Annotated in this window: 27 protein-coding genes; 13 read left to right on the forward strand and 14 right to left on the reverse strand. The window is 43.3% G+C overall.

The window, feature by feature from the left end; translation table 11 throughout:
- Positions 1-65: 65 nt before the first annotated feature.
- The 3 genes from pckA to M1K46_RS13490 all read left to right on the forward strand — a co-directional run bounded on the left by pckA (position 66) and on the right by M1K46_RS13490 (position 3,652).
- Positions 66-1,649 (forward strand): phosphoenolpyruvate carboxykinase (ATP), encoded by a 1,584-nt coding sequence (pckA, locus tag M1K46_RS13480; protein WP_053357485.1) that lies wholly within the window; start codon positions 66-68, stop codon positions 1,647-1,649.
- A gap of 133 nt (positions 1,650-1,782) precedes the next feature.
- Positions 1,783-3,057, forward strand: a complete 1,275-nt coding sequence (locus M1K46_RS13485; RefSeq protein ID WP_256226341.1) for an MFS transporter — start codon at positions 1,783-1,785, stop codon at positions 3,055-3,057.
- Entirely contained in the window at positions 3,011-3,652 is a 642-nt protein-coding gene (locus M1K46_RS13490; RefSeq protein ID WP_256226342.1) for a TetR family transcriptional regulator, read from the forward strand. The genes M1K46_RS13485 and M1K46_RS13490 overlap by 47 nt, the downstream gene beginning before the upstream one ends.
- Here M1K46_RS13490 and M1K46_RS13495 read toward each other — a convergent pair.
- Complete coding sequence (locus M1K46_RS13495; protein ID WP_062236936.1) at positions 3,641-4,441, reverse strand: alpha/beta hydrolase family protein; 801 nt, start codon at positions 4,439-4,441, stop codon at positions 3,641-3,643. The two genes, M1K46_RS13490 and M1K46_RS13495, sit on opposite strands and share 12 nt — an antisense overlap.
- Positions 4,442-4,586: 145 nt before the next feature.
- Between M1K46_RS13495 and M1K46_RS13500 the strand changes: the two genes are divergently transcribed.
- Genes M1K46_RS13500 through M1K46_RS13510 form a run of 3 tightly spaced genes read left to right on the forward strand, consistent with a single transcriptional unit; the run spans position 4,587 to position 7,170 of the window.
- A complete protein-coding gene (locus M1K46_RS13500; protein WP_091005214.1) occupies positions 4,587-5,576 on the forward strand; it encodes an ABC transporter substrate-binding protein in 990 nt (329 codons plus the stop codon).
- A gap of 27 nt (positions 5,577-5,603) precedes the next feature.
- Positions 5,604-6,383, forward strand: a complete 780-nt coding sequence (locus M1K46_RS13505) for an ABC transporter ATP-binding protein (protein WP_256226343.1) — start codon at positions 5,604-5,606, stop codon at positions 6,381-6,383.
- 19 nt (positions 6,384-6,402) lie between these two features.
- On the forward strand, positions 6,403-7,170 hold the full coding sequence (locus M1K46_RS13510) for an ABC transporter permease (RefSeq protein WP_375162202.1): 768 nt from the start codon (positions 6,403-6,405) through the stop codon (positions 7,168-7,170).
- 48 nt (positions 7,171-7,218) lie between these two features.
- On the opposite strand, the gene ytkD is transcribed toward M1K46_RS13510, so the two are convergent.
- The 3 genes from ytkD to M1K46_RS13525 all read right to left on the reverse strand — a co-directional run bounded on the left by ytkD (position 7,219) and on the right by M1K46_RS13525 (position 9,101).
- Positions 7,219-7,695, reverse strand: coding sequence for an RNA deprotection pyrophosphohydrolase (gene ytkD / locus M1K46_RS13515; RefSeq protein ID WP_248253487.1), 477 nt, complete (start codon positions 7,693-7,695; stop codon positions 7,219-7,221).
- Between the two features lie 399 nt (positions 7,696-8,094).
- The gene (locus tag M1K46_RS13520) at positions 8,095-8,613 is read right to left on the reverse strand and encodes a hypothetical protein (protein WP_256226346.1); all 519 of its coding nucleotides are present in this window, start codon (positions 8,611-8,613) and stop codon (positions 8,095-8,097) included.
- A 218-nt stretch (positions 8,614-8,831) separates the two neighbouring features.
- Positions 8,832-9,101, reverse strand: coding sequence for a holin (locus M1K46_RS13525; RefSeq protein WP_256226347.1), 270 nt, complete (start codon positions 9,099-9,101; stop codon positions 8,832-8,834).
- 225 nt (positions 9,102-9,326) lie between these two features.
- On the opposite strand from M1K46_RS13525, the gene M1K46_RS13530 reads away from it, so the two are divergent.
- On the forward strand, positions 9,327-9,539 hold the full coding sequence (locus tag M1K46_RS13530; protein ID WP_053357477.1) for a hypothetical protein: 213 nt from the start codon (positions 9,327-9,329) through the stop codon (positions 9,537-9,539).
- Positions 9,540-9,578: 39 nt separating this feature from the next.
- Here M1K46_RS13530 and abbA read toward each other — a convergent pair whose 3' ends face one another.
- From abbA to M1K46_RS13545, 3 genes are all read right to left on the reverse strand, one after another.
- Positions 9,579-9,761, reverse strand: a complete 183-nt coding sequence (gene abbA / locus M1K46_RS13535) for an antirepressor AbbA (RefSeq protein WP_053357476.1) — start codon at positions 9,759-9,761, stop codon at positions 9,579-9,581.
- Between the two features lie 77 nt (positions 9,762-9,838).
- Positions 9,839-10,021, reverse strand: coding sequence for a Fur-regulated basic protein FbpA (locus tag M1K46_RS13540; protein WP_053357475.1), 183 nt, complete (start codon positions 10,019-10,021; stop codon positions 9,839-9,841).
- Positions 10,022-10,122: 101 nt separating this feature from the next.
- Complete coding sequence (locus M1K46_RS13545) at positions 10,123-10,287, reverse strand: hypothetical protein (protein WP_156418889.1); 165 nt, start codon at positions 10,285-10,287, stop codon at positions 10,123-10,125.
- 170 nt (positions 10,288-10,457) lie between these two features.
- Between M1K46_RS13545 and M1K46_RS13550 the strand changes: the two genes are divergently transcribed.
- The gene (locus M1K46_RS13550) at positions 10,458-11,072 is read left to right on the forward strand and encodes a DNA-3-methyladenine glycosylase (RefSeq protein ID WP_062233622.1); all 615 of its coding nucleotides are present in this window, start codon (positions 10,458-10,460) and stop codon (positions 11,070-11,072) included.
- A 13-nt stretch (positions 11,073-11,085) separates the two neighbouring features.
- Here the strand turns inward: M1K46_RS13550 and M1K46_RS13555 are convergent, their stop codons facing one another.
- A complete protein-coding gene (locus tag M1K46_RS13555) occupies positions 11,086-11,787 on the reverse strand; it encodes a hypothetical protein (RefSeq protein WP_256226348.1) in 702 nt (233 codons plus the stop codon).
- A 302-nt stretch (positions 11,788-12,089) separates the two neighbouring features.
- Here M1K46_RS13555 and M1K46_RS13560 point away from each other — a divergent pair, with 302 nt between their 5' ends.
- Entirely contained in the window at positions 12,090-12,284 is a 195-nt protein-coding gene (locus M1K46_RS13560; protein ID WP_053357472.1) for a hypothetical protein, read from the forward strand.
- Positions 12,285-12,488: 204 nt separating this feature from the next.
- On the opposite strand, the gene M1K46_RS13565 is transcribed toward M1K46_RS13560, so the two are convergent.
- The 4 genes from M1K46_RS13565 to M1K46_RS13580 all read right to left on the reverse strand — a co-directional run bounded on the left by M1K46_RS13565 (position 12,489) and on the right by M1K46_RS13580 (position 15,989).
- Positions 12,489-13,268 (reverse strand): GDSL-type esterase/lipase family protein, encoded by a 780-nt coding sequence (locus M1K46_RS13565; RefSeq protein WP_256226349.1) that lies wholly within the window; start codon positions 13,266-13,268, stop codon positions 12,489-12,491.
- Positions 13,269-13,490: 222 nt separating this feature from the next.
- Entirely contained in the window at positions 13,491-13,649 is a 159-nt protein-coding gene (locus M1K46_RS13570; RefSeq protein WP_156418888.1) for a hypothetical protein, read from the reverse strand.
- 85 nt (positions 13,650-13,734) lie between these two features.
- Positions 13,735-14,100, reverse strand: a complete 366-nt coding sequence (locus M1K46_RS13575) for a PqqD family protein (RefSeq protein ID WP_256226350.1) — start codon at positions 14,098-14,100, stop codon at positions 13,735-13,737.
- Positions 14,100-15,989, reverse strand: a complete 1,890-nt coding sequence (locus M1K46_RS13580; protein ID WP_375162196.1) for an OPT family oligopeptide transporter — start codon at positions 15,987-15,989, stop codon at positions 14,100-14,102. The genes M1K46_RS13575 and M1K46_RS13580 overlap by 1 nt, the downstream gene beginning before the upstream one ends.
- A 253-nt stretch (positions 15,990-16,242) precedes the next feature.
- Between M1K46_RS13580 and M1K46_RS13585 the strand changes: the two genes are divergently transcribed.
- Positions 16,243-16,389, forward strand: a complete 147-nt coding sequence (locus tag M1K46_RS13585; RefSeq protein WP_156316345.1) for a hypothetical protein — start codon at positions 16,243-16,245, stop codon at positions 16,387-16,389.
- A gap of 251 nt (positions 16,390-16,640) precedes the next feature.
- Here the strand turns inward: M1K46_RS13585 and M1K46_RS13590 are convergent, their stop codons facing one another.
- Complete coding sequence (locus M1K46_RS13590; RefSeq protein WP_053357468.1) at positions 16,641-16,868, reverse strand: hypothetical protein; 228 nt, start codon at positions 16,866-16,868, stop codon at positions 16,641-16,643.
- 219 nt (positions 16,869-17,087) lie between these two features.
- Positions 17,088-17,741: a 3'-5' exonuclease gene (locus M1K46_RS13595; protein WP_256226352.1), complete on the reverse strand. Its 654-nt coding sequence runs from the start codon at positions 17,739-17,741 to the stop codon at positions 17,088-17,090.
- Positions 17,742-17,997: 256 nt separating this feature from the next.
- Between M1K46_RS13595 and M1K46_RS13600 the strand changes: the two genes are divergently transcribed.
- The 3 genes from M1K46_RS13600 (at position 17,998) to speB (ending at position 21,784) form a co-directional block, all read left to right on the forward strand.
- Complete coding sequence (locus M1K46_RS13600) at positions 17,998-19,371, forward strand: sigma-54 interaction domain-containing protein (protein ID WP_256226353.1); 1,374 nt, start codon at positions 17,998-18,000, stop codon at positions 19,369-19,371.
- A gap of 84 nt (positions 19,372-19,455) precedes the next feature.
- Complete coding sequence (locus M1K46_RS13605; RefSeq protein WP_255357552.1) at positions 19,456-20,790, forward strand: aspartate aminotransferase family protein; 1,335 nt, start codon at positions 19,456-19,458, stop codon at positions 20,788-20,790.
- Positions 20,791-20,812: 22 nt separating this feature from the next.
- Positions 20,813-21,784, forward strand: coding sequence for an agmatinase (gene speB / locus M1K46_RS13610; RefSeq protein ID WP_256226354.1), 972 nt, complete (start codon positions 20,813-20,815; stop codon positions 21,782-21,784).
- Positions 21,785-21,799 lie beyond the last annotated feature (15 nt).

Below are 21,799 nucleotides of genomic sequence, written 5' to 3' on the forward strand. Positions count from 1 at the left end.
CTAATTTCGAATTTACTTACGATATTAATGATAAATATATTTCTTAAAAGGATGGTTTTGCGAACATGAATACGGTTGATTTAACGACGACTTTAGATGACATTCTATCCAGCGCTGCTACTCATGAAAATCTACCTGTACCTATGCTTGTTGAAAAGGCGCTGCTCCGAAATGAAGGCATTTTATCTTCAACCGGTGCTCTCAGGGCCACTACTGGAAAATATACTGGACGTTCTCCCGAAGACAAATTCATCGTGGATGAAGCTAGCACACAAGATAAAATAAACTGGGGCAAAATCAATAAGCCCTTTAACGAAGAGAAATTTGAGCAGCTCTATAAAAAAGTACTTCATTACTTAGGACAAAAAGAGGAATTGTTTGTATTCAAAGGATTCGCTGGTGCCGACCACGCGTACAGGCTGCCTATTCAGGTGATTAATGAATTCGCTTGGCATAACCTGTTTGCCCACCAAATGTTCATCCGTCCGACAGCTGAAGAACTAAAAGGAATCGAAGCGGGATTCACCGTGGTATCTGCACCAGGATTTCAAGCAGATCCTGCTGTAGACGGGACCAATTCTGAAACCTTCATTATTATATCATTTGAGAAGCGTATCGTATTGATCGGAGGAACTGAATATGCAGGAGAAATTAAAAAGTCCATCTTCTCAGTAATGAACTACATTCTTCCTGAAAAAGGGATCCTTTCTATGCATTGCTCCGCAAATGTCGGGCAGGAAGGCGATGTAGCTCTGTTCTTCGGATTATCCGGTACCGGGAAAACTACGCTCTCTGCTGATCCGCATCGTTCATTGATCGGTGACGACGAACATGGCTGGGCTAATACTGGTGTTTTTAACATTGAAGGCGGCTGCTATGCAAAATGCATCAACCTCTCTGAAGAAAAAGAACCGCAGATCTGGAATGCGATCCGTTTTGGAAGCGTTCTCGAAAATGTCGTTCTTGACCATGAAACTCGCGTAGGTGATTATAGTGACGGTACGTTGACTGAAAATACTAGGGCTGCCTATCCAATTCAGGCGATCCCGAATATTATCCAGCCAAGTGTTGCTGGTCATCCGAACACGATCATCTTCCTGACAGCTGATGCATTCGGCGTATTGCCTCCGATCAGCAAACTGACAAAAGAACAGGCCATGTATCATTTCCTTTCCGGCTACACGAGCAAACTTGCCGGAACAGAACGAGGAATCACATCTCCTCAAGCGACCTTCTCAACATGCTTCGGTGCGCCGTTCCTTCCATTGGAAGCAACTGTATATGCCGAAATGCTCGGAGAAAAAATCGATCATCATGAAGTAGAAGTATACCTGGTGAATACCGGATGGTCAGGCGGAGAATATGGTGCCGGCAAGCGCATGAACCTTTCCTACACAAGAGCCATGGTTCAGGCTGCCCTTCAAGGGGAATTAAAATCTGTAGAGACGATAACCGACCCTATTTTTGGACTGCATACACCAGTACATTGCCCAGGTGTTCCTGATCAAGTACTTCAGCCGAAAAAGACTTGGGAGAACCCGGAAGATTACGACCGCAAAGCAAAAGAGCTTGCAGGTAAGTTCAAGGAAAACTTCGAAAAATTCAACAATGTGCCAGCAGAAATTAAAAGTGCAGGACCGCTTTGCTAAGCTACATCCAAAACTCCTACAAACCGCTTCCCAGCCGAAGCGGTTTTTTATTTTCCATAAAAAGGTTGAAGTCGACACTTGTGTCATTTATAATAACGACATAAGTGTCATTTTAATTCCGAGGAGTGATCTCATGGAAAAGAAAGCAGGTAATACATTAAGGCAGAATAAATCTTTTAAGTTTTTAATGTCGGCACAGGTCATTTCCAATCTTGGTGACTGGCTTAGCATCATGGCTATTTTTTCATTGATGGCTTTTAAATGGAACGCCTCACCGCTGGAGATGTCATTTGTCATTATTTCACTTGGACTCCCCATGACGGTTCTTGGACCGGTTGCTGGCGTGATCGCCGATCGCATGAACCGTAGAACCATCATGGTCTGTTCTGATTTTTTCCGCTGTATCATTATTCTTGGTTTGATCGTTGCATCTGTGCCTTGGCATGTGTACATTCTGCTCATTCTTCTGGGAATCTTCTCCTCTCTTTTTACTCCCGCCAAAAGCGGCATGCTGAAAGAAATCGTGTCCGATGACGATATGCAGCAGGCTGCTTCGATCAGCTCTGTCATCCAGGACGCGACGAAGATTATCGGTCCTGCCATCAGCGGATTTTTAGTAACCACGGCTGGAATCAGCAGCGTTTTTATTCTTGATTCAGCCAGCTTTCTCTTGTCCGCTTTGCTGCTGTTCGTGCTTCCAGGTGTTAAACCGCTTCACGTAAAAGAAAAACGCACAAAAGGATCTGTTATATCAGATTTAAAAGAAGGCTTTCAATATATGAAAACCGTACGCTTTATTTTGTTTGGCACTGGTCTCATGTTTGTTTCCATGTTGATCTTGCAGATGGCGGATGCCCAGTTTTCCGTTCTGATCCGATTACTCGAGACGGGCAGCCCGGCATTGGTAGGTTTAGTGGTCACCTGCTCAGGAGTTGGCTTTCTCGTGACCGGCCTATGTTTGACAAAATGGCAGATCAGATCTCCATGGCTGGCGATGACGATCGGTATCTTCTCGCTTGGAGGCGGTTTTATGATCATGGGATATCTGGCTTCTCTCCAGCTTCCCCACCCATTTATCTGGGCTCCTGCGCTAACCTTCTTAGCTGCCTCAGGCGCAGGTTTAATCTTCATCCCTTTCAATACAGCCGTTCAGAGACTAACACCCGTTCATATGACAGGAAGAGTATTTGGCCTGACGGGAAGCATTATAATGCTAGCGACACTTATAGGCCCGGTGACTGGCGGATTTGCTGGAAATCAATTCGGAGTGATCTCCGTATTTATTGTTTCTGGCGCTGGACTTGTTACAATAAGCATAGCGGCATTGTTTTTACGAAAATCGATTGAACGGAGCGATCAGTATGTCACCGAAAGTGCCTCACGAGCACAAGGAACAACGACAGCGTGAAATTTTAATGGCATCTAAAAAAGTGTTTGCCCAAAAAGGCTATGAAGCTGCCTCTATTAAAGACATCATGGATGCCACATCCATCAGCAGGGGCGGGATCTATGCCTACTTCTCAAACAAAGAGCACATCTTTCTTTCTCTATTGGAACAAATGATGGAGGATAACCGCAAGGAGCTGGATGAGCTCCTTCAAAAGAATAATGGATCCGTTTGGAAAACTCTCCTTACCTTATTGGATGACTACAGAAGGGCTGAATACGAAGACACGGAAAATCTTTTTAGTGCGGCAATCGTTGAATATGGAATTACGCATTGGCGAAAACCGGAAAACAGAGATTACATCGAAAAACGATACGAAGGTGCAGCCAGTATTTTTAGCGTTCTAATCCAAAGGGGTGTGGACGCCAGTGAGTTTAAACCGATTGCCCCGGTTGATGATATTAGCCGGTTCATGATTAGCTTTCTTGATGGGCTAGCCATTTCAGCGATTAGTCTGACTCATGACCTCATGCGTACCGGAAAACAGATGGATCTTTTTGAATCCACATTAAAAATGATGCTCAACGTACAAAAGCCGGACTTGTCACAAAGGTGACAGCTCCGGCTTTTCTTTGTTTTGCGTTTTCATCCACTCACAAAAAGCATAGGTTATTTTCCGGTTTTCCTGCGGCGGAAAATGATGAGTATATTGCGGGTAGAACCAGGATTCTACGTTTTTCTTTGGCTCCAGGCATTCTTTCAGCATTAAAGAATGCTTGATTCCAACATTTTCATCACGGCTTCCATGGATTAATAAGAGCGGAACGTTAAGTTCGTCGCAGAAATATACAGGTGAACGTGTCCTATACCCCTCCGGATTTTTAGCAGGTGTTCCGCCGATGACCCTTTTCATCATTTTGCGGAGGTCTACTCGTTCTTCATAGGTAAGGACCATGTCAGAAACGCCTCCCCATATGACGAGTGAGCGGGCTTCAGGAAACTTTAACGCTGTAAAAAACGCCATCGGTCCGCCTCTGGAAAACCCAAAGATATGGAGCTGATCCTGATCAACAGAAGGCAGTGATCGGAGCACCTCAAACGCATGAAATGCATCGCACCGGTCTTCCCCGCAAAAATCTTCACGCCCCTCTCCCCCTTCATTTCCCCGATAAAACGGGGCCATCACAACAAACCCCTGTGAAGCAAGCTGGATGATTCTCGGAATCCGTACCATCCCTACTTTTTTAATTCCTCCCCGTAAATATAAAAATCCAGGAAGAGGCTGTGTCTGATGTTCAGGGATAGCTAACAGCCCTTTTACAGTTAATCCTTCACTCTTATATGTAATCTTGAATAACGTAATCTGTGGATGCGGAGATGGAAATCGTTGTGCATGAGTGATCAGGCTGCTTCCTAACAACGCGCATTCCTCCTTTTTTTCATTAGGCCAACACACAATTTTTCAACTCACATAAAGTATTACATGAAAAGCAAAACTTCATTCGAACATAAAGGAGGCACACCGCTTGAAACGGATAAAAGCTCATATCATGCTCTGCTTAACACTGCTTCTCACTGCCTGTCTGCTATTGTCGGCATGCTCATCTGATAACTCCGAAAAGCAAAAACGCGATAAAGTAAGAATTGCCGAAGTGACCCGCTCCATTTTCTATGCTCCCCAATATGTTGCCATAGAAAAAGGGTTCTTTAAAGATGAGGGAATTGATATCGATTTAAAAACCACTTGGGGCGGCGATAAAACGATGACGACCCTGCTGTCTAACGGAGCTGATATTGCCCTCGTAGGCTCTGAAACTTCCATTTACGTTGATGCCCAAGGCTCCAGTGATCCGGTCATCAACTTTGCACAGCTGACTCAAACGGACGGAACCTTTTTGGTCGCAAGGAAAAAACCAAACTATTTTTCATGGAATCAGTTAAAAGGCAGTACGTTTCTCGGACAGAGGAAAGGCGGAATGCCGCAGATGGCCGGCGAGTTCAGTTTGAAGAAGCACGGCATTGACCCTCATAAAGATGTGAAGCTGATCCAGAACATCGACTTTGCGAATATCGCTAACGCCTTCGCCTCAGGAACCGGCGACTATGTACAGCTGTTCGAACCCCAAGCCAGTCTTTTTGAACAGAAGGGCATCGGCCATGTTGTTGCGTCATTTGGTGAAGAATCCGGCAAACTTCCCTACACTTCTTACATGTCAAAACAAAGCTATATAAAAAAACACGGAGATGTGCTGAACCGCTTTACGAAGGCCCTCTATAAAGCCCAGCTGTATGTTGAAACACATTCTGCAAAAGAAACCGCCACTCTCATTGCTCCGTATTTTGAAGATACATCGGTTGATCTCATCGAAAAGGTAGTCGACCGCTATAAAGGACAGCACAGCTATGCGGTCAATCCGATCCTTGAAGAAGGAGCATGGAGCAACCTGCAAGCCGTTATGAAAGAAGCGGGAGAACTTCCAAAGAAAGCTGATTACAACAAACTGGTTAACACCACTTTTTCCCGTGATGCAACGAAATAAACCATAAATAGTAATGGAGGGATCACAGTGGCCTTCTTACAATTAAAATCGGTTGGTCAAACCTACTTTTCCAAGCATACGGCCACGACTGCACTGGAGGACATCACTCTCTCTGTTTCCGAGGGAGAGTTTGTTTCTTTTCTTGGACCGAGCGGATGCGGAAAATCAACACTGCTATCCATCATCTCGGGACTTCTTAACCCCACAGCGGGAACCGTTACACTAAGAAATCAGATCATTAAAGAACCTCATCCCAAGATCGGTTATATGCTGCAGCAAGATTACTTGTTTCCTTGGAAAACCATCAAGGATAATATCGTGCTGGGGCTGAAGCTTCAGCATTGCCTTACTGAAGAACGACTACACTATACATTTTCTCTTATGAAGGAAATTGGACTGTACGATACACTCGACAAGTATCCGAGCGAATTATCCGGCGGGATGAGGCAGCGCGTCGCTTTAGTGAGGACACTGGCGACCAATCCCCAGATCCTATTGCTGGATGAACCTTTCTCCGCACTAGACTTCCAGACTAAGCTTAAACTGGAGGACCTGGTATCCTCTACGCTCAATGAACATGGCAAAACCGCCATTCTTGTCACTCACGATATCGGTGAAGCGATCGCCATGAGCGACCGTATTATCTTGTTTTCCACGAAACCCGGCCGTATCTTCCGGACGTTTCCTGTATCCGGCCATCTGCGTAAACGCCTGCCGTTCGAAGCCCGCCAGCATCCGGAATACGCGGTCATGTTTCAACAAATTTGGGAGGAGTTGGAGCAAATTGAGCAAAACGATACTGAATAAAGCCCACTCCGACTACTTACTGAATTTGCGCAGAAGAACGATTAAAGTCAGACTTACACAGCTTCTCATCTTTGTTGTATTTTTTGGCTTATGGCAATACAGCTCGGATCATAAATGGATTGATCCTCTCCTCTTTAGCTCCCCTGCAAAAATAGCAGCCTTGCTGGCGGAAAAAATTTCTGACGGAAGCGTATTTGTGCATATTGGCATGACGCTGACAGAGACAGTCATCGGATTCTTGCTCGGAACGTTGATCGGAACATCACTGGCTGCACTGATCTGGTGGTTCCCTTTTCTGTCAAGAGTACTTGATCCGTACCTGGTTATTTTAAATGCCATGCCTAAGGTTGCTATCGGTCCCATCCTGATTGTTGCTCTGGGGCCGAACCTTTCGTCTATCGTTGCCATGGGTGTGTTGATCTCAGTCATTATTACCACAATCGTCATCTACACGTCGTTTACGAATGTTGAACCGAATTATGTAAAGGTCATTCGATCATTCGGCGGCTCTAAATTTCAGTGTTTTAAAGAAGTCATCCTTCCCGCCTGCTTCCCTGCCATCATCTCTACCTTAAAAGTAAACGTTGGCTTGTCCTGGGTCGGAGTCATTGTCGGAGAATTTCTTGTATCAAAGGAAGGACTGGGGTACCTCATCATATATGGGTTTCAGGTCTTCAACTTCACGCTTGTACTGATGAGCCTTCTGATTATTGCAATTCTAGCGACGGTCATGTATCAGCTGGTTGAGGCACTTGAAAAGAAATTAATCAAGAACCGTGAATCATAACCAATAGACAAAAAAACAGCAGACTGCTAATACAGCTGCTGTTTTATTTTATAAAAATTTTTCTTTTGTATGCTGAAGACTCTGGATCAGCACTTGATCCTTCATCATGAAACTGAATTTCCTGCTGCCATCAAAGGTTTCCGGAATCGTTTCAAAGAATACCGGACCATTTGTTTCATAATAGCGCTCTTTCAGCAATATTTTATCTACGGTAGCGTAATAGATATTTTTTATTATAAGGCCGCCCTTTCCGTCTACCTTGTATTGTCCTAGATAGTGAAGGGAAGATACGTGGCCTCCGGTCTCCTCAAAAACCTCCCGGACTGCAGCTTCATCCGCTGTTTCTCCAGGTTCAACCTTGCCGCCGGGAAACTCAATTCCGCGCCGCGGATGTTCAGTCAAAAGCCATTGGCCTCTGAAACGGCACAGCACCCAGACGTGCTTCGGATCTTTTGAGAACGGGTGATCTTCAAAGGAAAGCTTTACCGTATTATCGTAGTAATCTTTAAAAATTATCGGTTCCATTGTTTAGTTACTCCAAATCCCTAGGTTATGTTCATTGTAAAGAAGGAAGCATGCATTTGTCCAATCTCATAAAAGACTTCATGACTATTATTTTATTTTCGTTTCATTTTTATGAAATGATCTTTAGTAACTCAATGGCGAATGCAGGGGATGGGATTGAAGAGCCAATTGAAAAGCAGATGCGGATAAGCGAACTTTTCCATGTCTGCTTTTCAAGCTCTTTATTTTTTTCCACAAAATCCGCTGAATCCAACTGTCGTCAGCTATCCCATCCATTCTCCTGAAAAAAACTTGAGGGTCTCTTTCAAGCATCAGAATGCGATGCTTGATAGGAAAGAAATTCAACAATATGCTTAACATGGAAAAAGACGCATGAGAGATCTCATGCGTCTTTTGGCATCAGGTCACGGAAGCAAAAGTAATGACCCAATGGCTATTAACTTTTTCAAATCCAAGTGTTATACTATACTCCCCATATAAATCACTCTTATTTTTTTGAATGAGGTGATAAGATGTATCAGATAATTTCTTCAGCTCATAAGGTTTGTCTTTCTCCACCCACGGAGGAAGATCTGTAGGTATGATATACAGTTTACCGTTTTTTTCTTCGAACATTCCATTCACATAATCGCTTGCTACTTTTTTAGAAGCGATGTGGCTCAAATTACGAATAAGTTCCTCTTTACTGGAATAACCTTTCACTTTATATTGATCATCAACTTCAGGAGTAAGCTTATGAATAAATTCTTGGGATAAAAATTTGGCATCCGGTTTAGAAGCTGTTGTTTCCTCGGCCAGAGCACGCTGTTCCATAAATGATACCGGCTTACCTTTAGAACCAGGTGAATCTGTCAAATAGTTTGGAGAAGCAAAAACAGCCAACATTGCTATTAAAAAACTGGTTGCATAATACTTCACATCGGTTCACCACCCTGTATTTTTTAATAAAATGTGTACTTAAAGTAAAACATTCCTTAAATGGGTCAAAGGAAAACCTCTTTTTCAAACGATTTCATTTTTGGTTGTTAAAGTATTCTTCAATTCTTTATCTAATCCTTGTATTCTTGCTGAAATCACATCTATCTTCCCACACAAAAAAATACGACTATGGCTATAGTCGTATCATGCAAGACGATCTATCCTGCTTTCCGGTTTACTTTTCCTGAGCTTCTTTTACCCAGTTCATACAATCCAGTAGCGGCAAGTCCAGCGATTCCTCCGGACCATACTCTAAGAACAACCGTCATTTCGGTAAATGGATAAGCAAGGATTCCGACAAATATTCCAATGAAAAAGCTGATTAATGGAATGAATCTTTTCTTTATAGGTAAAGTACGTTTTAGCAGCTGTACCAAGCCCGTCACTAGAGGCGTTAAAAGTGAGGCAAACGTCACAATATGTCCCATTCCTCATCCTCCTTTGCTTTTTCATCTTCTTATGTTGATTCACAAACGATAGTTAATAAGTTCAACCCCAAGATTAAAATACCTTCTATATTAAAAAATCCGTATTGTCCTGTACCGCTTCAATACCCTTGCATAAACTAAATTTGTTGCAAACGATTTACGATCCAAGGATTTGTGCATACTAAGCGAGAGATATAGAAACAAAGCATAACAGGAGTGAATTGCATGAGAAGAGAAGATGATTTGTATTTAATAATGCTAGAATCCAATGAACTGACGTGGTGGGAATATGCAAGAAAAGTATCTCCCAACATGCGGCCCAAACAGTACAAAACCTATTGGTCATTTCTAAAAAACAAAGGCAGGCTTCCTAAAAGATTAGTAAAAGAAGCGGAATGGAGAATGGAAGCCCGGCGAAAAGGATTGCTCGATTCATAAAAAATAACCCCTCTCTTATAAAAAGGGGTTATTTTCGTTTCAATATCCTGTTTTATGTAATACCATAAGCAAGTCGTTCAATTTCTTTACCCGGTCATTTTCCGCTTCTCTTAAACCGAGTTCGATTTCCATCAATTCAGATTGAACCAGTTCTTTCGCATACTTTTGAGTTAACGCAAGATCTGCCAATAACAGCTTGTCAGCTTCGCACAGTTGATTCATAGAAATCCCTCCCTCCATCTATTATATAGAGATAAAGGGAAAAACGGCGTGTTCAAAATATGGTAATTCCAAAGCCCTTACATGCTAACATTGTCTTTGCCCTGAACGGAACTCCATTCTCTTTCCAATTCGGACAATGTAAATTCTTGCAAAAGCCGGTGTTCCTGCAGAATAAAGCCATGGTGAAGCAACTTCTGGATAAGAAACTGTTTTCGTTTTTCAACCGCCCGACGCAATTGTCCTTGAGGAACATTCATCATTGAACAGGTATCCTTTCGTTTTTATATACAGTTCTCTCCAGCTTTTGCATTTTGCATTCCTTTCAAGATTCAAAAAAATCTCTTCAATAGAACGGAACTCATTATTTAGCCTGCGAATTGCTCCATTCTTCCACTACGGATTGAGGAGCACTCCAGCACAGCCAAGATACCATTGTCTTCAATCCAGACTTGCTAACATACCAATATTCATAGCGTCGTTTCGAAAGGTTTTCATAGATGCCCGTTTTCTTTACTTTTCCATCCATCATTAACGCCTCCCGTCTTTACACTATAGAATTCTACCTTGCTCTCTAACTTCCTTCTTAAAACATACCCAAAATTCTGACAATTGCAAACCTGCAGATACGACAGGGTTCCATTCAAAATAAGGGTATAAAAAGGATAAGCATATGTTTTTCGTACTGGAGGATTACTTATGAATGAGAAACTATTTGAACTCCCTACACTAAAGCTCGCTAAAACATTGTTAGGAATGGAACTGGTTCATCAAACAGATGAAGGGCTGGCCTCTGGCATCATCGCAGAAACAGAAGCCTACATGGGGCCCGAAGATATGGCCGCCCATTCATTTGGAGGCAAAAGAACGCCGCGAACCGAGATCATGTATGCAGAGCCAGGCCATGTTTATGTTTACTTCATTTACGGCATGCATACATGCTTTAATATTGTTTCCGGTCCTCTCCATAAGCCTGAAGCCATCTTGATCCGTGCCCTTGAGCCGAAAGAAGGGATTCCCTTAATGATGCACCGCAGATCCATGAAAATCCCTGTCTTGGAAAACGGAGCCTGGAAACCTGGACAATTAAAAAAACTGACAAACGGTCCAGGAAAACTGTGCAAAGCGATGGGAATATCGTTAAACGACTACGGGCTGAAACTCAATGCGGAACATCTTTACCTGAAAGAATACAAGACCTTATCTGAAGAAGACATTGTCTCCGGTCCGCGGATTAACGTGGATTATGCAGGAGAGGCGGTTCACTATCCTTATCGTTTTTGGATCAAAGACAACATCTATGTATCAAAATAAAAGAGCATTCCGCTCAGGAATGCTCTTTTATCATTTTTTCTTCAAAATAAGGATCATCAGACGGTTCTTCATCCGGTTCAAACGGATCGTGAAGCTTTTCATTTAAACAGGCCAGCACAACGCCGTCGAGCTGAGCAAATGTACGGATTCTTTTATTCATCCACAAATGCGCAATCACAAACCAAACGAGCAGAAGCAGAACGGTTTTTACTGTACTCTCCTGAGAAAACGAAAGACCTTCCAGGTGAAGGATATCCATCGCGAAGCTGGTAAACAATCCGATCAGGATCCCAATGGCATAGCCGACCGCCTTTCCGTTCTTCATCGTTCTCATGTTGGTCTTTAAGTACGTATGAAACAGCCGAAGCTCAGTCGGCCTCATCTGTATTAACCGGCTGCGCAAATAGTTTAAGTTCGGCAGCAGTCCCCGTGAAATCTCACGTTTCATCGAAGTTTGCAGAAAAAGATCTAAATCCGCCGGCGAACCAAGGCTGTTTTTTAATTTACGATGCACAAAGTTATGGTAATAATAATAACGGATGAAAAGCTCAATGATTTTCACGGTTAACATCCCGATGATAATCGCAGCTGAAAATTGCACCCAGAAATTTTGAAACAAAACTTCAATCAGCACGCCCAGCGCAAAAAATCCAGCTGCGGCTTTTGCCCATAACAGCTTACTCACTAATACGATCAGTTGCCAAAGTTGATCCACTCTATTTCCCCCTGACAGAAGAATTCCTATTTATCATGATACCATCTTTTTTATGCAGAAAGGTAAAATTTTACGTTGATTCAGAAAAAAAGACAGCATAAGAAAAAGACAAATCGAATGAGGATTTTATTCACAAGCTAAAAATATTTTACCAATCTCTTTTTATCTTTTTATCTTTTTATCTTTGGGGGAAGAATAGAGTCATGCTCCTAAATTAAATCATAGATTTACCCCGACAGCTTTTTTAATTAGGGCGAAATATATAAGGAATAGACAGAAATTCCTAAATAGGAGGCAGAACGATGAGAATTGTTTTTTTTGAAAAAGGAGATTTAAGTATTATTGTAGGATCTTCCCGACTAAAAGGTGAGTTGACTATAGAGCAGATCAAGAATGAAAGTGAAAAGAAGGCAAAAGAATTAAGCCAGCTCCTTGGCCGTGAAATTGGCTTTATGATTGATATGAATGGCAAGCTTGAAAACGATATCAAGCGTTAATACTTAAAGAACGATAAGTACTTCTAGTCAATGATGCTAATATTATTGAGGAATGGGATTTGCATGATCTTCGCCTAACACTTGAGGGTCTCTTTTACCAACAGTATGTGATGCATAATAGAAAGTCCCTCAATACTAAGCGCTTTACTAGCGAGAAACCCCCGGATAGGCCAAGCCTGTCCGGGGGTTTGCATGATAAGAATATTATCTGAGTTTCAGTTCACCGAGCACCCGCTGTGCGATCCGGTAATACCCTTTCGGATTCGGGTGGATGGAATCTGAGAAATAATTCTGTTTTTGAATGCCTACGAACAGTTCATAGGTGGAAATGTAAGTTGAGTTCGGTGTCTCTGCGCTGACTTGCTGAATGGATCCGTTCCACCGCTTGATGACACGGGAGGATACCTCATCATAAAAGTTTTCCGTGTAAGGATTATACAAACCGAGAATATAAATATGTGCCCTCTTATTCTGATTTCTAAGCTCGGCAGTTATCTTCTCCAGATTGCTATACAGAACCTTCTGACCGATCGCCATTTCCTTCTGATTAATATTCCTGAAGTTCCACCCCGCCGTTTTTCTGTAATCGTTCGTTCCGATAAACAAGAAGATGTAGTTCGCCTGGCGCACGGATCGTGACACCATTCCATTGCTTAATTGCTTGTACAGCTGGTCAGACCGCTGTCCGCTGATCCCATAGTTGTTAAGCACGACCGGGCGCTTCAATTCCTTTTGCATGCCCTGTCTGACTAAGCCGATATACCCTTTACGCTGAGGATCTCCTCTCCCATAAGTCAGAGAGTCACCAAGCGCGACAATTCTTATTTGTTTTGGTCTAGGTTGTTTAATGTGTGTGTTTGGTGATTTTTTTTGTTCATTCCCCTGATTCTTTTCATGACTTTTTACAGAATAAAAGATAAAAAGAACGGCTGCTGCGATAACAACAGCACTAAGGGTATAAATCACCTTTTTTCGGTTCCCCAAAAAAATCCTCCTCTATCTGATAACCATAAAGCTGTAAAAAACATACGTTCAGCTATGTTATTGAGTTCCCTTTTGCTAATCCATTAAAACAGCAATTCGGCATCTTTTCAAGTTTCATGGCATATTTCGAATAACCAATTCATCATTTCCCATTACGCGCCTGTTGGCTACATGGTTTTGTAAGTTTATAGAAAAAAAACTCCTCTTATCAAGGAGTTCTCTCTACTTCAAATTATAGTCATCTGATGTATACTCCCGGTCTTCCCACAAATTATCGATATCATAGCGGCTGGTATCAGATTTTACGAGAGAACTGATCAGCAGGGCGGCGCCTCCGCACACTAAAAAAACAGGCACGAGCACAAGAACAAAGGAACCCATATTCTCACTCCTCTTCTTTTTCTCATTTATATGAATGAAAGGATGAAGATATGAGACATGGCAAAAAGTAAAAGAGAAGAGAAATCTAGTTCTCTTCTCTCCAGATGATCCAATCGTTCATTTCAAGCATTTCAATAAATTTAGCAAGCCTAGGAACAACAGGAGCTGCTTCTTCCCCAAAAGCTCTCTCCAGACCGGCAGCGATATCCTCGATCTTTTTTGTTCCATCGATTTGCGCAGCAACGAACGTACCGAGCGCATCGAGCTTGACCGGAAAGAACGAAGGCTGTTTTAAAAAACGGATAGACAGCCTTTCTATAGGATTGGTCCGGGGAATCATCAGGTATACCTTATCGTCCTTCCGTGTCTCTGTATGAATGCCCTGCTTGAACTGAGGGATCATCTTTAAAAGGTTTTTCTTTGTCTTTTTACGTGATATGAAAAGACCCATTATTTTGTTTTATCCACTTTCGCTCTGGCAGAGAACCAATAGAGCAGCCAGCAAACGAACAAGAAGATCACAAATGGAATTAATCGATTATCCGTCATTGGTGTCGTTGGAATTTTGACCTTAAAGAAGATAAGCACTGCGATTAAGACGCCGAGCAGAGATTCTCCTGCGATCAGCCCTGAGGCAAACAAAACACCTCTATCAGATCTTTCCTGGCGTTCTTCTTTTGATTTTGCCTTCACATCAACGAGCCAGCGTACCGCTCCACCAAACATGACCGGTGCCGATACATGAATTGGAAGATATAAACCGACAGCAACAACTAATGAGTTGAGGCCAAGGAACTCAATAACAATGGCTACAGCTGCACCGATAAAGATCAAACTCCATGGCAGATCTCCGCCAAATATTCCTTGAACAAGTACTTTCATGATCGCAGCTTTTGGAGCCGGAAGCTGCTGTGAACCCATTCCATAGGATTTATCAAGAACAACAAGGATAACTCCAATCACAAGTCCTGATGCGATAACACCGATCATCATGGCCACCTGCTGCTTCCAAGGTGTTCCGCCGACAAGATGTCCAGTTTTTAAATCCTGAGAGATGTCGCCCGCAACAGCAAGAGCTGTACAAACGATAGCCGCAACCGTTAAGGCAGCCTTCATCCCTTCCATACCATGCAAGCCTGTTACTTTATAAACAAGCGTTACAATTAATAATGTAGCAATCGTCATTCCTGAAACAGGAGACGAGGAGCTACCGACAATTCCAACGATTCTTGAAGCTACGGCAACAAACAAGAAGCCAAATATCGCAATAGCGATTGCCCCGATAAATCCAACGTTTGTAATCGGTGCTGCACCAATAATGATCACTAGCGCAACAATTCCTAAGATGACATAACGGAACGGCATATCTTTATCTGTACGCTCAATGCCTCCCCCTGTTGCACCATCTGATAAACCTTTCACGGTTTTGGATGCTGTGGAGATTAGAGTCGGCAACGTTTTAAGCAGTGTAATCAGTCCGGCTACAGCTACCGCACCAGCACCAATGTACTTAATATAGTTGTCCCAGATACCCCAAGCATCAAGTTTCCCGATTGGATCTTCCGCAGGGAAGATCGCCGCAGTGCTGTCCGCACCAAAAAAGGCGATCGCCGGAATTAACACGATCCAGGCAAGGAGTCCGCCTGCCAGCATCTGTCCGGCAATCCGTGGACCGATAATATAGCCCACACCGAGCAATGCCGGGAAGATATCCATACCAACTACCGTATTTTTTAGCTTTCCGACCTGAGTTTCGATTTCTGTTTTAAAAAGCATGAAACCGTCACCTAAAACCTTTACAAGTCCGCCGAACAAAAACCCGATGGCGACCGTTTTGGCATTGGCTCCCCCCTTTTCTCCTGATTTTAGAACCTCGGCACAAGCCGTTCCTTCAGGATAAGGAAGATTTCCATGCTCCTTGACAATGAGCATCTGCCGTAAAGGAACCATCATAAAAACCCCAAGAAGGCCCCCTGTCAGTACGATAAAAATAATAACGGTCTGAGAAAGATTAATATCCAGCAGGAAGAATGCCGGCAGGGTAAACACAGCGCCTGCTCCAATCGCTTCCCCTGCGGTTGTCATAGTCTGTACAATGTTGTTTTCCAAGATGGAATCTCTTCGGAAAATCCCTCTAAGTACACCCATGGATATAACCGCTGCAGGAATAGAAGCAGAAACAGTCAATCCAACTTTAAGTCCCAAATACGCATTGGCTGCACCGAAAACAATGGCTAAAATAATACCAAAAATGATAGCAACCATGGTAAGTTCCGGCAATGAACGTGATGAGGGAACATAGGGAATAAAGGATGAGGACTTCTCTTGGTTGTTGTTCATCATAAACACCGCCTAATCATCAGAAATTTTCAACAGTTACTATTATAGCACAATTCGACAAAAACTGAGTTTTTCAATTATTACTCCAACAGGGGAGTAGCACTAACTCTTACAAGCTTCCCTTTCTTGAAAGATTGTTATCCACTTTTTAGAAAAAAATTCAAGATAAGTGATTGTCCTTCTTTAAGCAGCCCGAATGTTTATAAAACGAAACACAGGGTACGTTAATAAATGAACTTAGGAGGGATGACAAGTGGAAAACAATGAGAAGAAATCAAATGAAAATGGAAAGAAAGAAACTAAGAAAGATATAAAAGATATGTTTGAACAAGGCGCAATCGAACAGCGGGAATCCGTTGATACAGATACGCAAAAAGAAAAAGACAAAAAGCAGAAGTAAAGGAGAACTGAAGAAGTGATACGCACTATCTTATTAATTATCGGAATTATTGTCGTTGTAGGATTCATAATTAACAACCTATAGGGAGGACAAACAGCAATGATCCGCACCATTCTTATCATTATAGGAGCCATCGCCGTTATCGCTTTTTTGGCTAATTCCTTATAAAAATAAATGAAAGAAGGACCAGCATTTTCTGCTGGTCCTTCTTTTCCTATTTCATATAAAAACCTGCAACTTTCTCCTGCAGGTTAACAAACATCTTTTATGTAAGTTGGCACAAATTTTAAAAGTATGGAGATGATACTGTTATATTGATCCGGTGATACATGGATGCCGTCTTTCGCGATTAATTCTTCCTTTAATTTAACGATACAGTCTAACTCCTCAACTGTGGCTTCACTCGCCATATAGTCAATGGTATTAATAAGCTCTAAAAGTTGGTTGTTTTTGTTCGTTATATAATATGTGGATTCCAACTTTATCACCCCCTCCACTTTATTATTAAAGATATGAGGTCATTTTCCTACAAAAACATTTCGTCAAATGACGACATATCTTACTTTTTCTGGATTACCGGACCCTTTTTCCTATTGGTCATGTCGTATCTTGTCGTTTTTATCAACTTATTGTCCTATTAAGAGAGAAAATGTTGATGACCAAAGTTTTATAAATATAGTTCCCGAAAACGTTTTGTTTTATCCAAATAATTTAGAAAGCGAGGCAAATGGAGATTGTACTCCATCCTCCTCCTCATCCTTGGACTGATAAACCAGCTTCTCAGGTTCGAAGATTTTCGACTCCAAGAAAGAATTCGGATTCTTCTCAAGCTTGATGTCTTTATGGATGGAAACAAAAATCTTCGCAGTATTCATGGCATCGTCCAATGCCCTGTGCTGAGAACCATCCAGAGAAATTTGAAGCTTGTTCAAAGCACGGGACAGGCCGTAGCGGAAGCCCTTCTCACTGTCATGGAGAATACTGAACAAAAATTGAAGGTCATTGTGATTGATGATCCAATCAATCGGAGTGTTGTGGAACGTGGAATCTGTAATCAGCGCCCATTTATCTTCCGGCCCCCAGGAGCACAGATAATACTCTCCCTCACCGATCCAATCCCTAAACTCTTTAATGACCGCCGTAAACGGCTCGGCATTGATCAAATCTTTCTTCGTAATTCCTGTCAGGTTAGTAATTCTCGTATTTAAAATATCCATCTTAGGCTGAACAAAGGATTGAAAGTGGTCAGTCACTGCTAGTTCCCCATTTGCCATACGCACCCGTACGGCGCCAATCTCAATAATTTCCGATAACCTGTTCGTCATTTCCAGATCATACACAATATAATCCATCATCTTCACTCCATCCCATTCTTCTTGCCTGCAGTGTCTGCTTTTTACTTTCTATTTTAGTTAATTTTTGAAGGTATTGGAATGATGTTGCCATTATTTTTATACGTTCTGCTGGTCATATTTTTTATTGTATGTCGGCAGTGCTGATTATTGCCTATACCATCAAGAAAAAACCTAGGTTGGCAGGCTTCATTTCTTCCGTTATAATATTCAGAAATAAATAATTATTCACATTTGAATAAAAAGGGTGATAAGCATGACATCTCAACCATGGAATGAAAATGAAGCAATCCTCAATTCTCTTCAGGATGATATTCTCGTTACTAATCTTGATGGTACCATTTTAAAAGTGAGCGAGGCGACTGGAAAAGTATACGGAGTATCCTCTGAAAGTCTGCTCGGCAAATCAGTCTATGACCTGGCAGCAAAAGGCATGTTTACCCCGATCGCTACCCCTATGGTCCTGAAGGAAAAGAAAAAAATCACGTTCGTTCAGACGACAAATACCGGAAAGAAATTGCTTGTGACCGGCATCCCTGTGCTTGATGAGAACGGAAAAATATATAGAGTGGTCAGCTACTCGCATGATGTGACAGAGCTGCTGGAGCTGAAGAAGTTCCTTCAGACGATGGAGGGAGAAATGGAACGGGTAAAAAGCGAGCTGGATCTATTGCGCAGCCGCCAGCTTTACGACAGCGGCATTATTGCCAACAGCACAGAGATGAAGAACGTCATCACCACTTCCCTCCAAGTAGCAGAAGTAGATGTGAACGTCCTGCTGCTAGGGGAATCAGGCGTCGGCAAATCGCTGATCGCAAAATTTATTCATAACAAAGGCAGCCGGAATAAGGGAGCGTTTATTGAAGTGAACTGCGGAGCAATTCCTGAGAACTTATTTGAGGCTGAGTTTTTCGGATATGAAGCAGGGGCTTTTACAGGAGCGAATCGGAAGGGAAAGCTGGGACTGGCTGAACTGGCTGATGGAGGCACTTTATTTCTGGATGAAATCGGCGAACTGCCTCTTGCCCACCAGGTGAAGGTATTGAAGTGTATACAAGAAAAACAGTTTTACAGAGTAGGAGGAACAAAGCCGATCTCCGTCGATTTCCGACTGATCTCGGCGACCAATAAGGATCTTCTCAAGGCCATTCAAGAAAGAACGTTCCGTGAAGATTTGTATTTCCGGCTCAACGTTGTTCCATTAACCATTCCACCGATCAGAAAAAGACCTGAAGATATCATCCCTTTAATCCACTATGTACTCGATGTTTTTCAAGAAAAATATAAACGGGAAAAACGGCTCGATGAAGCGGTTCTCCACCATTTTCTTCAATATGACTGGAAAGGAAATGTCCGTGAACTTATTAATCTCATAGAACGCCTTGTTGTCATTTCCCCCGCCACGCTTATTACAACCGAACATCTTCCCGATTACATAAAAGCCTCTCATTCTATCCCTGCTCCCCCCTCCAATCTGTCAAAGCCTCTGAAAGAAGTGTTAGAGGATGTGGAAAAACAGATGCTGCAAAGAGCGCGCAGAGACTATAAAACTACCGTACAGATTGCAGAGGCGCTAGGGATCAGCCAGCCTTCCGTCGTACGAAAAATGCAGAAATATGACATTGATTAAACAGATTGGCACAATACTTGCAAGATAAAAAAGTAAGACTGCAAATGTCCCCTTAGAATCAAACACATAAGGAGGTACGTGATTGTGCCACAAGAACTAAACACATTGATGAACGAGCTTTCCGATTTGCTGGCTCCGACCATGGCCAAGGACCACCCAAATCTGCCTGTCGTTAAAGAAGAAGGCTGCTATTACTACGGACTGGATGGCAAAACATACCTGGATTTCACCTCTGGAATTGCTACCGCTAACACCGGCCACCGTCATCCGAAAGTGGTCAAGGCCATTAAAAAAGCAGCAGATGAACTGATGCACGGTCCTTCAGGTGTCATCATGTACGAATCCATCCTCAAGCTGGCAAAGGAACTGCGTACGGTCCTGCCTGCAGGATTGGATTGCTTTTTCTTCGCCAACAGCGGAACCGAGGCCATTGAAGGGGCGATCAAGCTTGCCAAGCATGTGACCCGCCGGCCGTATGTCGTTTCTTTCACCGGCTGTTTCCACGGCCGAAGCCTCGGAGCTTTAAGCGTCACCACATCAAAGGCCAAGTACCGAAAGTATTTGCAGCCAAGCGGTCTGACATATCAAGTTCCTTACGCTTCAACAGAAGGATGTCCAAAAGGTATGGACCCCGGCAAATTTGCAGCTGACAAGCTGGAGAAAGACTTAACTTCTCTTTTCAAGCACCAGGTTACACCGGAAGAAGTCGCCTGTATGATTGTCGAACCCGTTCTAGGTGAAGGCGGATATGTTGTGCCCCCTGCTGCATGGCTGAAAAAAATGAGGGAAATCTGCAGCAAGCACGGGATCCTTCTCATTTTTGACGAAGTACAGACAGGTTTTGGCCGTACTGGAGAATGGTTTGCGGCTCAGACTTTCGGTGTAACACCGGATATCATGGCGATCGCTAAAGGCATCGCGTCCGGGCTGCCCTTAAGCGCTACTGTCGCCTCAAAAGAACTGATGAAACAATGGCCGCTCGGAAGCCACGGGACTACATTCGGCGGCAACCCTATTGCCTGCTCTGCCGGACTGGCTACGCTTGAAGTTCTAAAAGAAGAAAAGCTGGTGGAAAACTCAAAGGCGATGGGAGCCTACGCGCGTGAAAAGCTTTTAGAAGTAAAAGAAAGACATTCGGTTGTAGGCAGCATCCGTTCCATCGGGCTGATGATCGGCATTGAAATCATGGATCCGGCTACCGGTGCTCCAGATGGTGAAGGCGTTATCTCCATCCTTAACAAGTGTCTTGAAAAAGGAGTATTGTTTTATCTTTGCGGCAACGAAGGAGAAGTCATCCGGATGATTCCTCCGCTGACCGTCAGCCAGGATCAGATCAACGAAGGCATTGCCGTGCTGGAAGAGTCGATTGCAGAATACGAAGCAGAACGGCTACCGGGGCGCAAACTGCAAAATGTATAACAGCTGAAAGGAGACAGTATCCATGTATAAACCAAAAGATTCTTCAGCCTCTCCCCGCTTTTGCGGTGTGAAGACATTTATGCGGCTGGAACATGTTCAGACAACCGAAGATGTCGATTTCGCGGTGATTGGTGTGCCATTCGATACGGGTGCTTCCAACCGTACAGGCCAGCGGAATGGCCCGCAGCATATCCGCAACTTTTCCACCCTGCTCCGCCCGTACAACCCTGATCAGGACATTAACATTTTTGATCATTGCGGCGGTGTGGATTATGGGGACATCGACGTAGTGCCCGGCAACATCCATCAAACGTACAGCAACATGGAGAACTTTTTGCAGCCTCTGCTTTCTTCAGGGGTCACTCCTGTCATCATGGGAGGCGACCACTCCATCTCGCTCGGCAACCTGAGAGCATTTGCTAAACAATACGGACCAGTGGCACTTGTGCACTTTGACTCTCACAGTGATACGTGGGATCACTATTTTGGCGAAAAATACACCCATGGCACGCCATTCCGGAGAGCTGTGGAAGAAGGGTTGATCGATGTCGAACATTCCATCCAGGTCGGCATGAGAGGTCCTCTTTACGGACAGGAAGATATTCAGGATGCACGCGATCTCGGATTTGAAGTGTTAACTATGAGAGACGTCCGCAAGCTCGGCTACGATGAGGTAATCCGGAAAATCCATGAGCGCACAGGGGACAAGCCTGTTTTTGTATCCTTTGATATTGATTTCGTTGATCCTGCTTACGCACCGGGAACAGGAACACCTGAAGCTGCCGGTCCGACGAGCCATGAAGCGCTCGACCTCGTCCGCAATCTTGATGGGCTAAATCTGGTCGGCTTTGATCTTGTTGAAGTACTTCCTGCCTATGACAGCGGAGAAATCACAGCCATGCTCGCAAGTACTGTGATGTTTGAAATGATTACATTGATTGCTCTGAAAAAAGCAAGACTGACATCTAGAGTAGAACAAGCAGCACAGCAGTAACTATTCAAAAATGAA

It is taken from the genome of Fictibacillus sp. WQ 8-8 (assembly GCF_024494405.1).
GTDB classification, from domain to species: Bacteria; Bacillota; Bacilli; order Bacillales; family Fictibacillaceae; genus Fictibacillus_C; species Fictibacillus_C marinisediminis.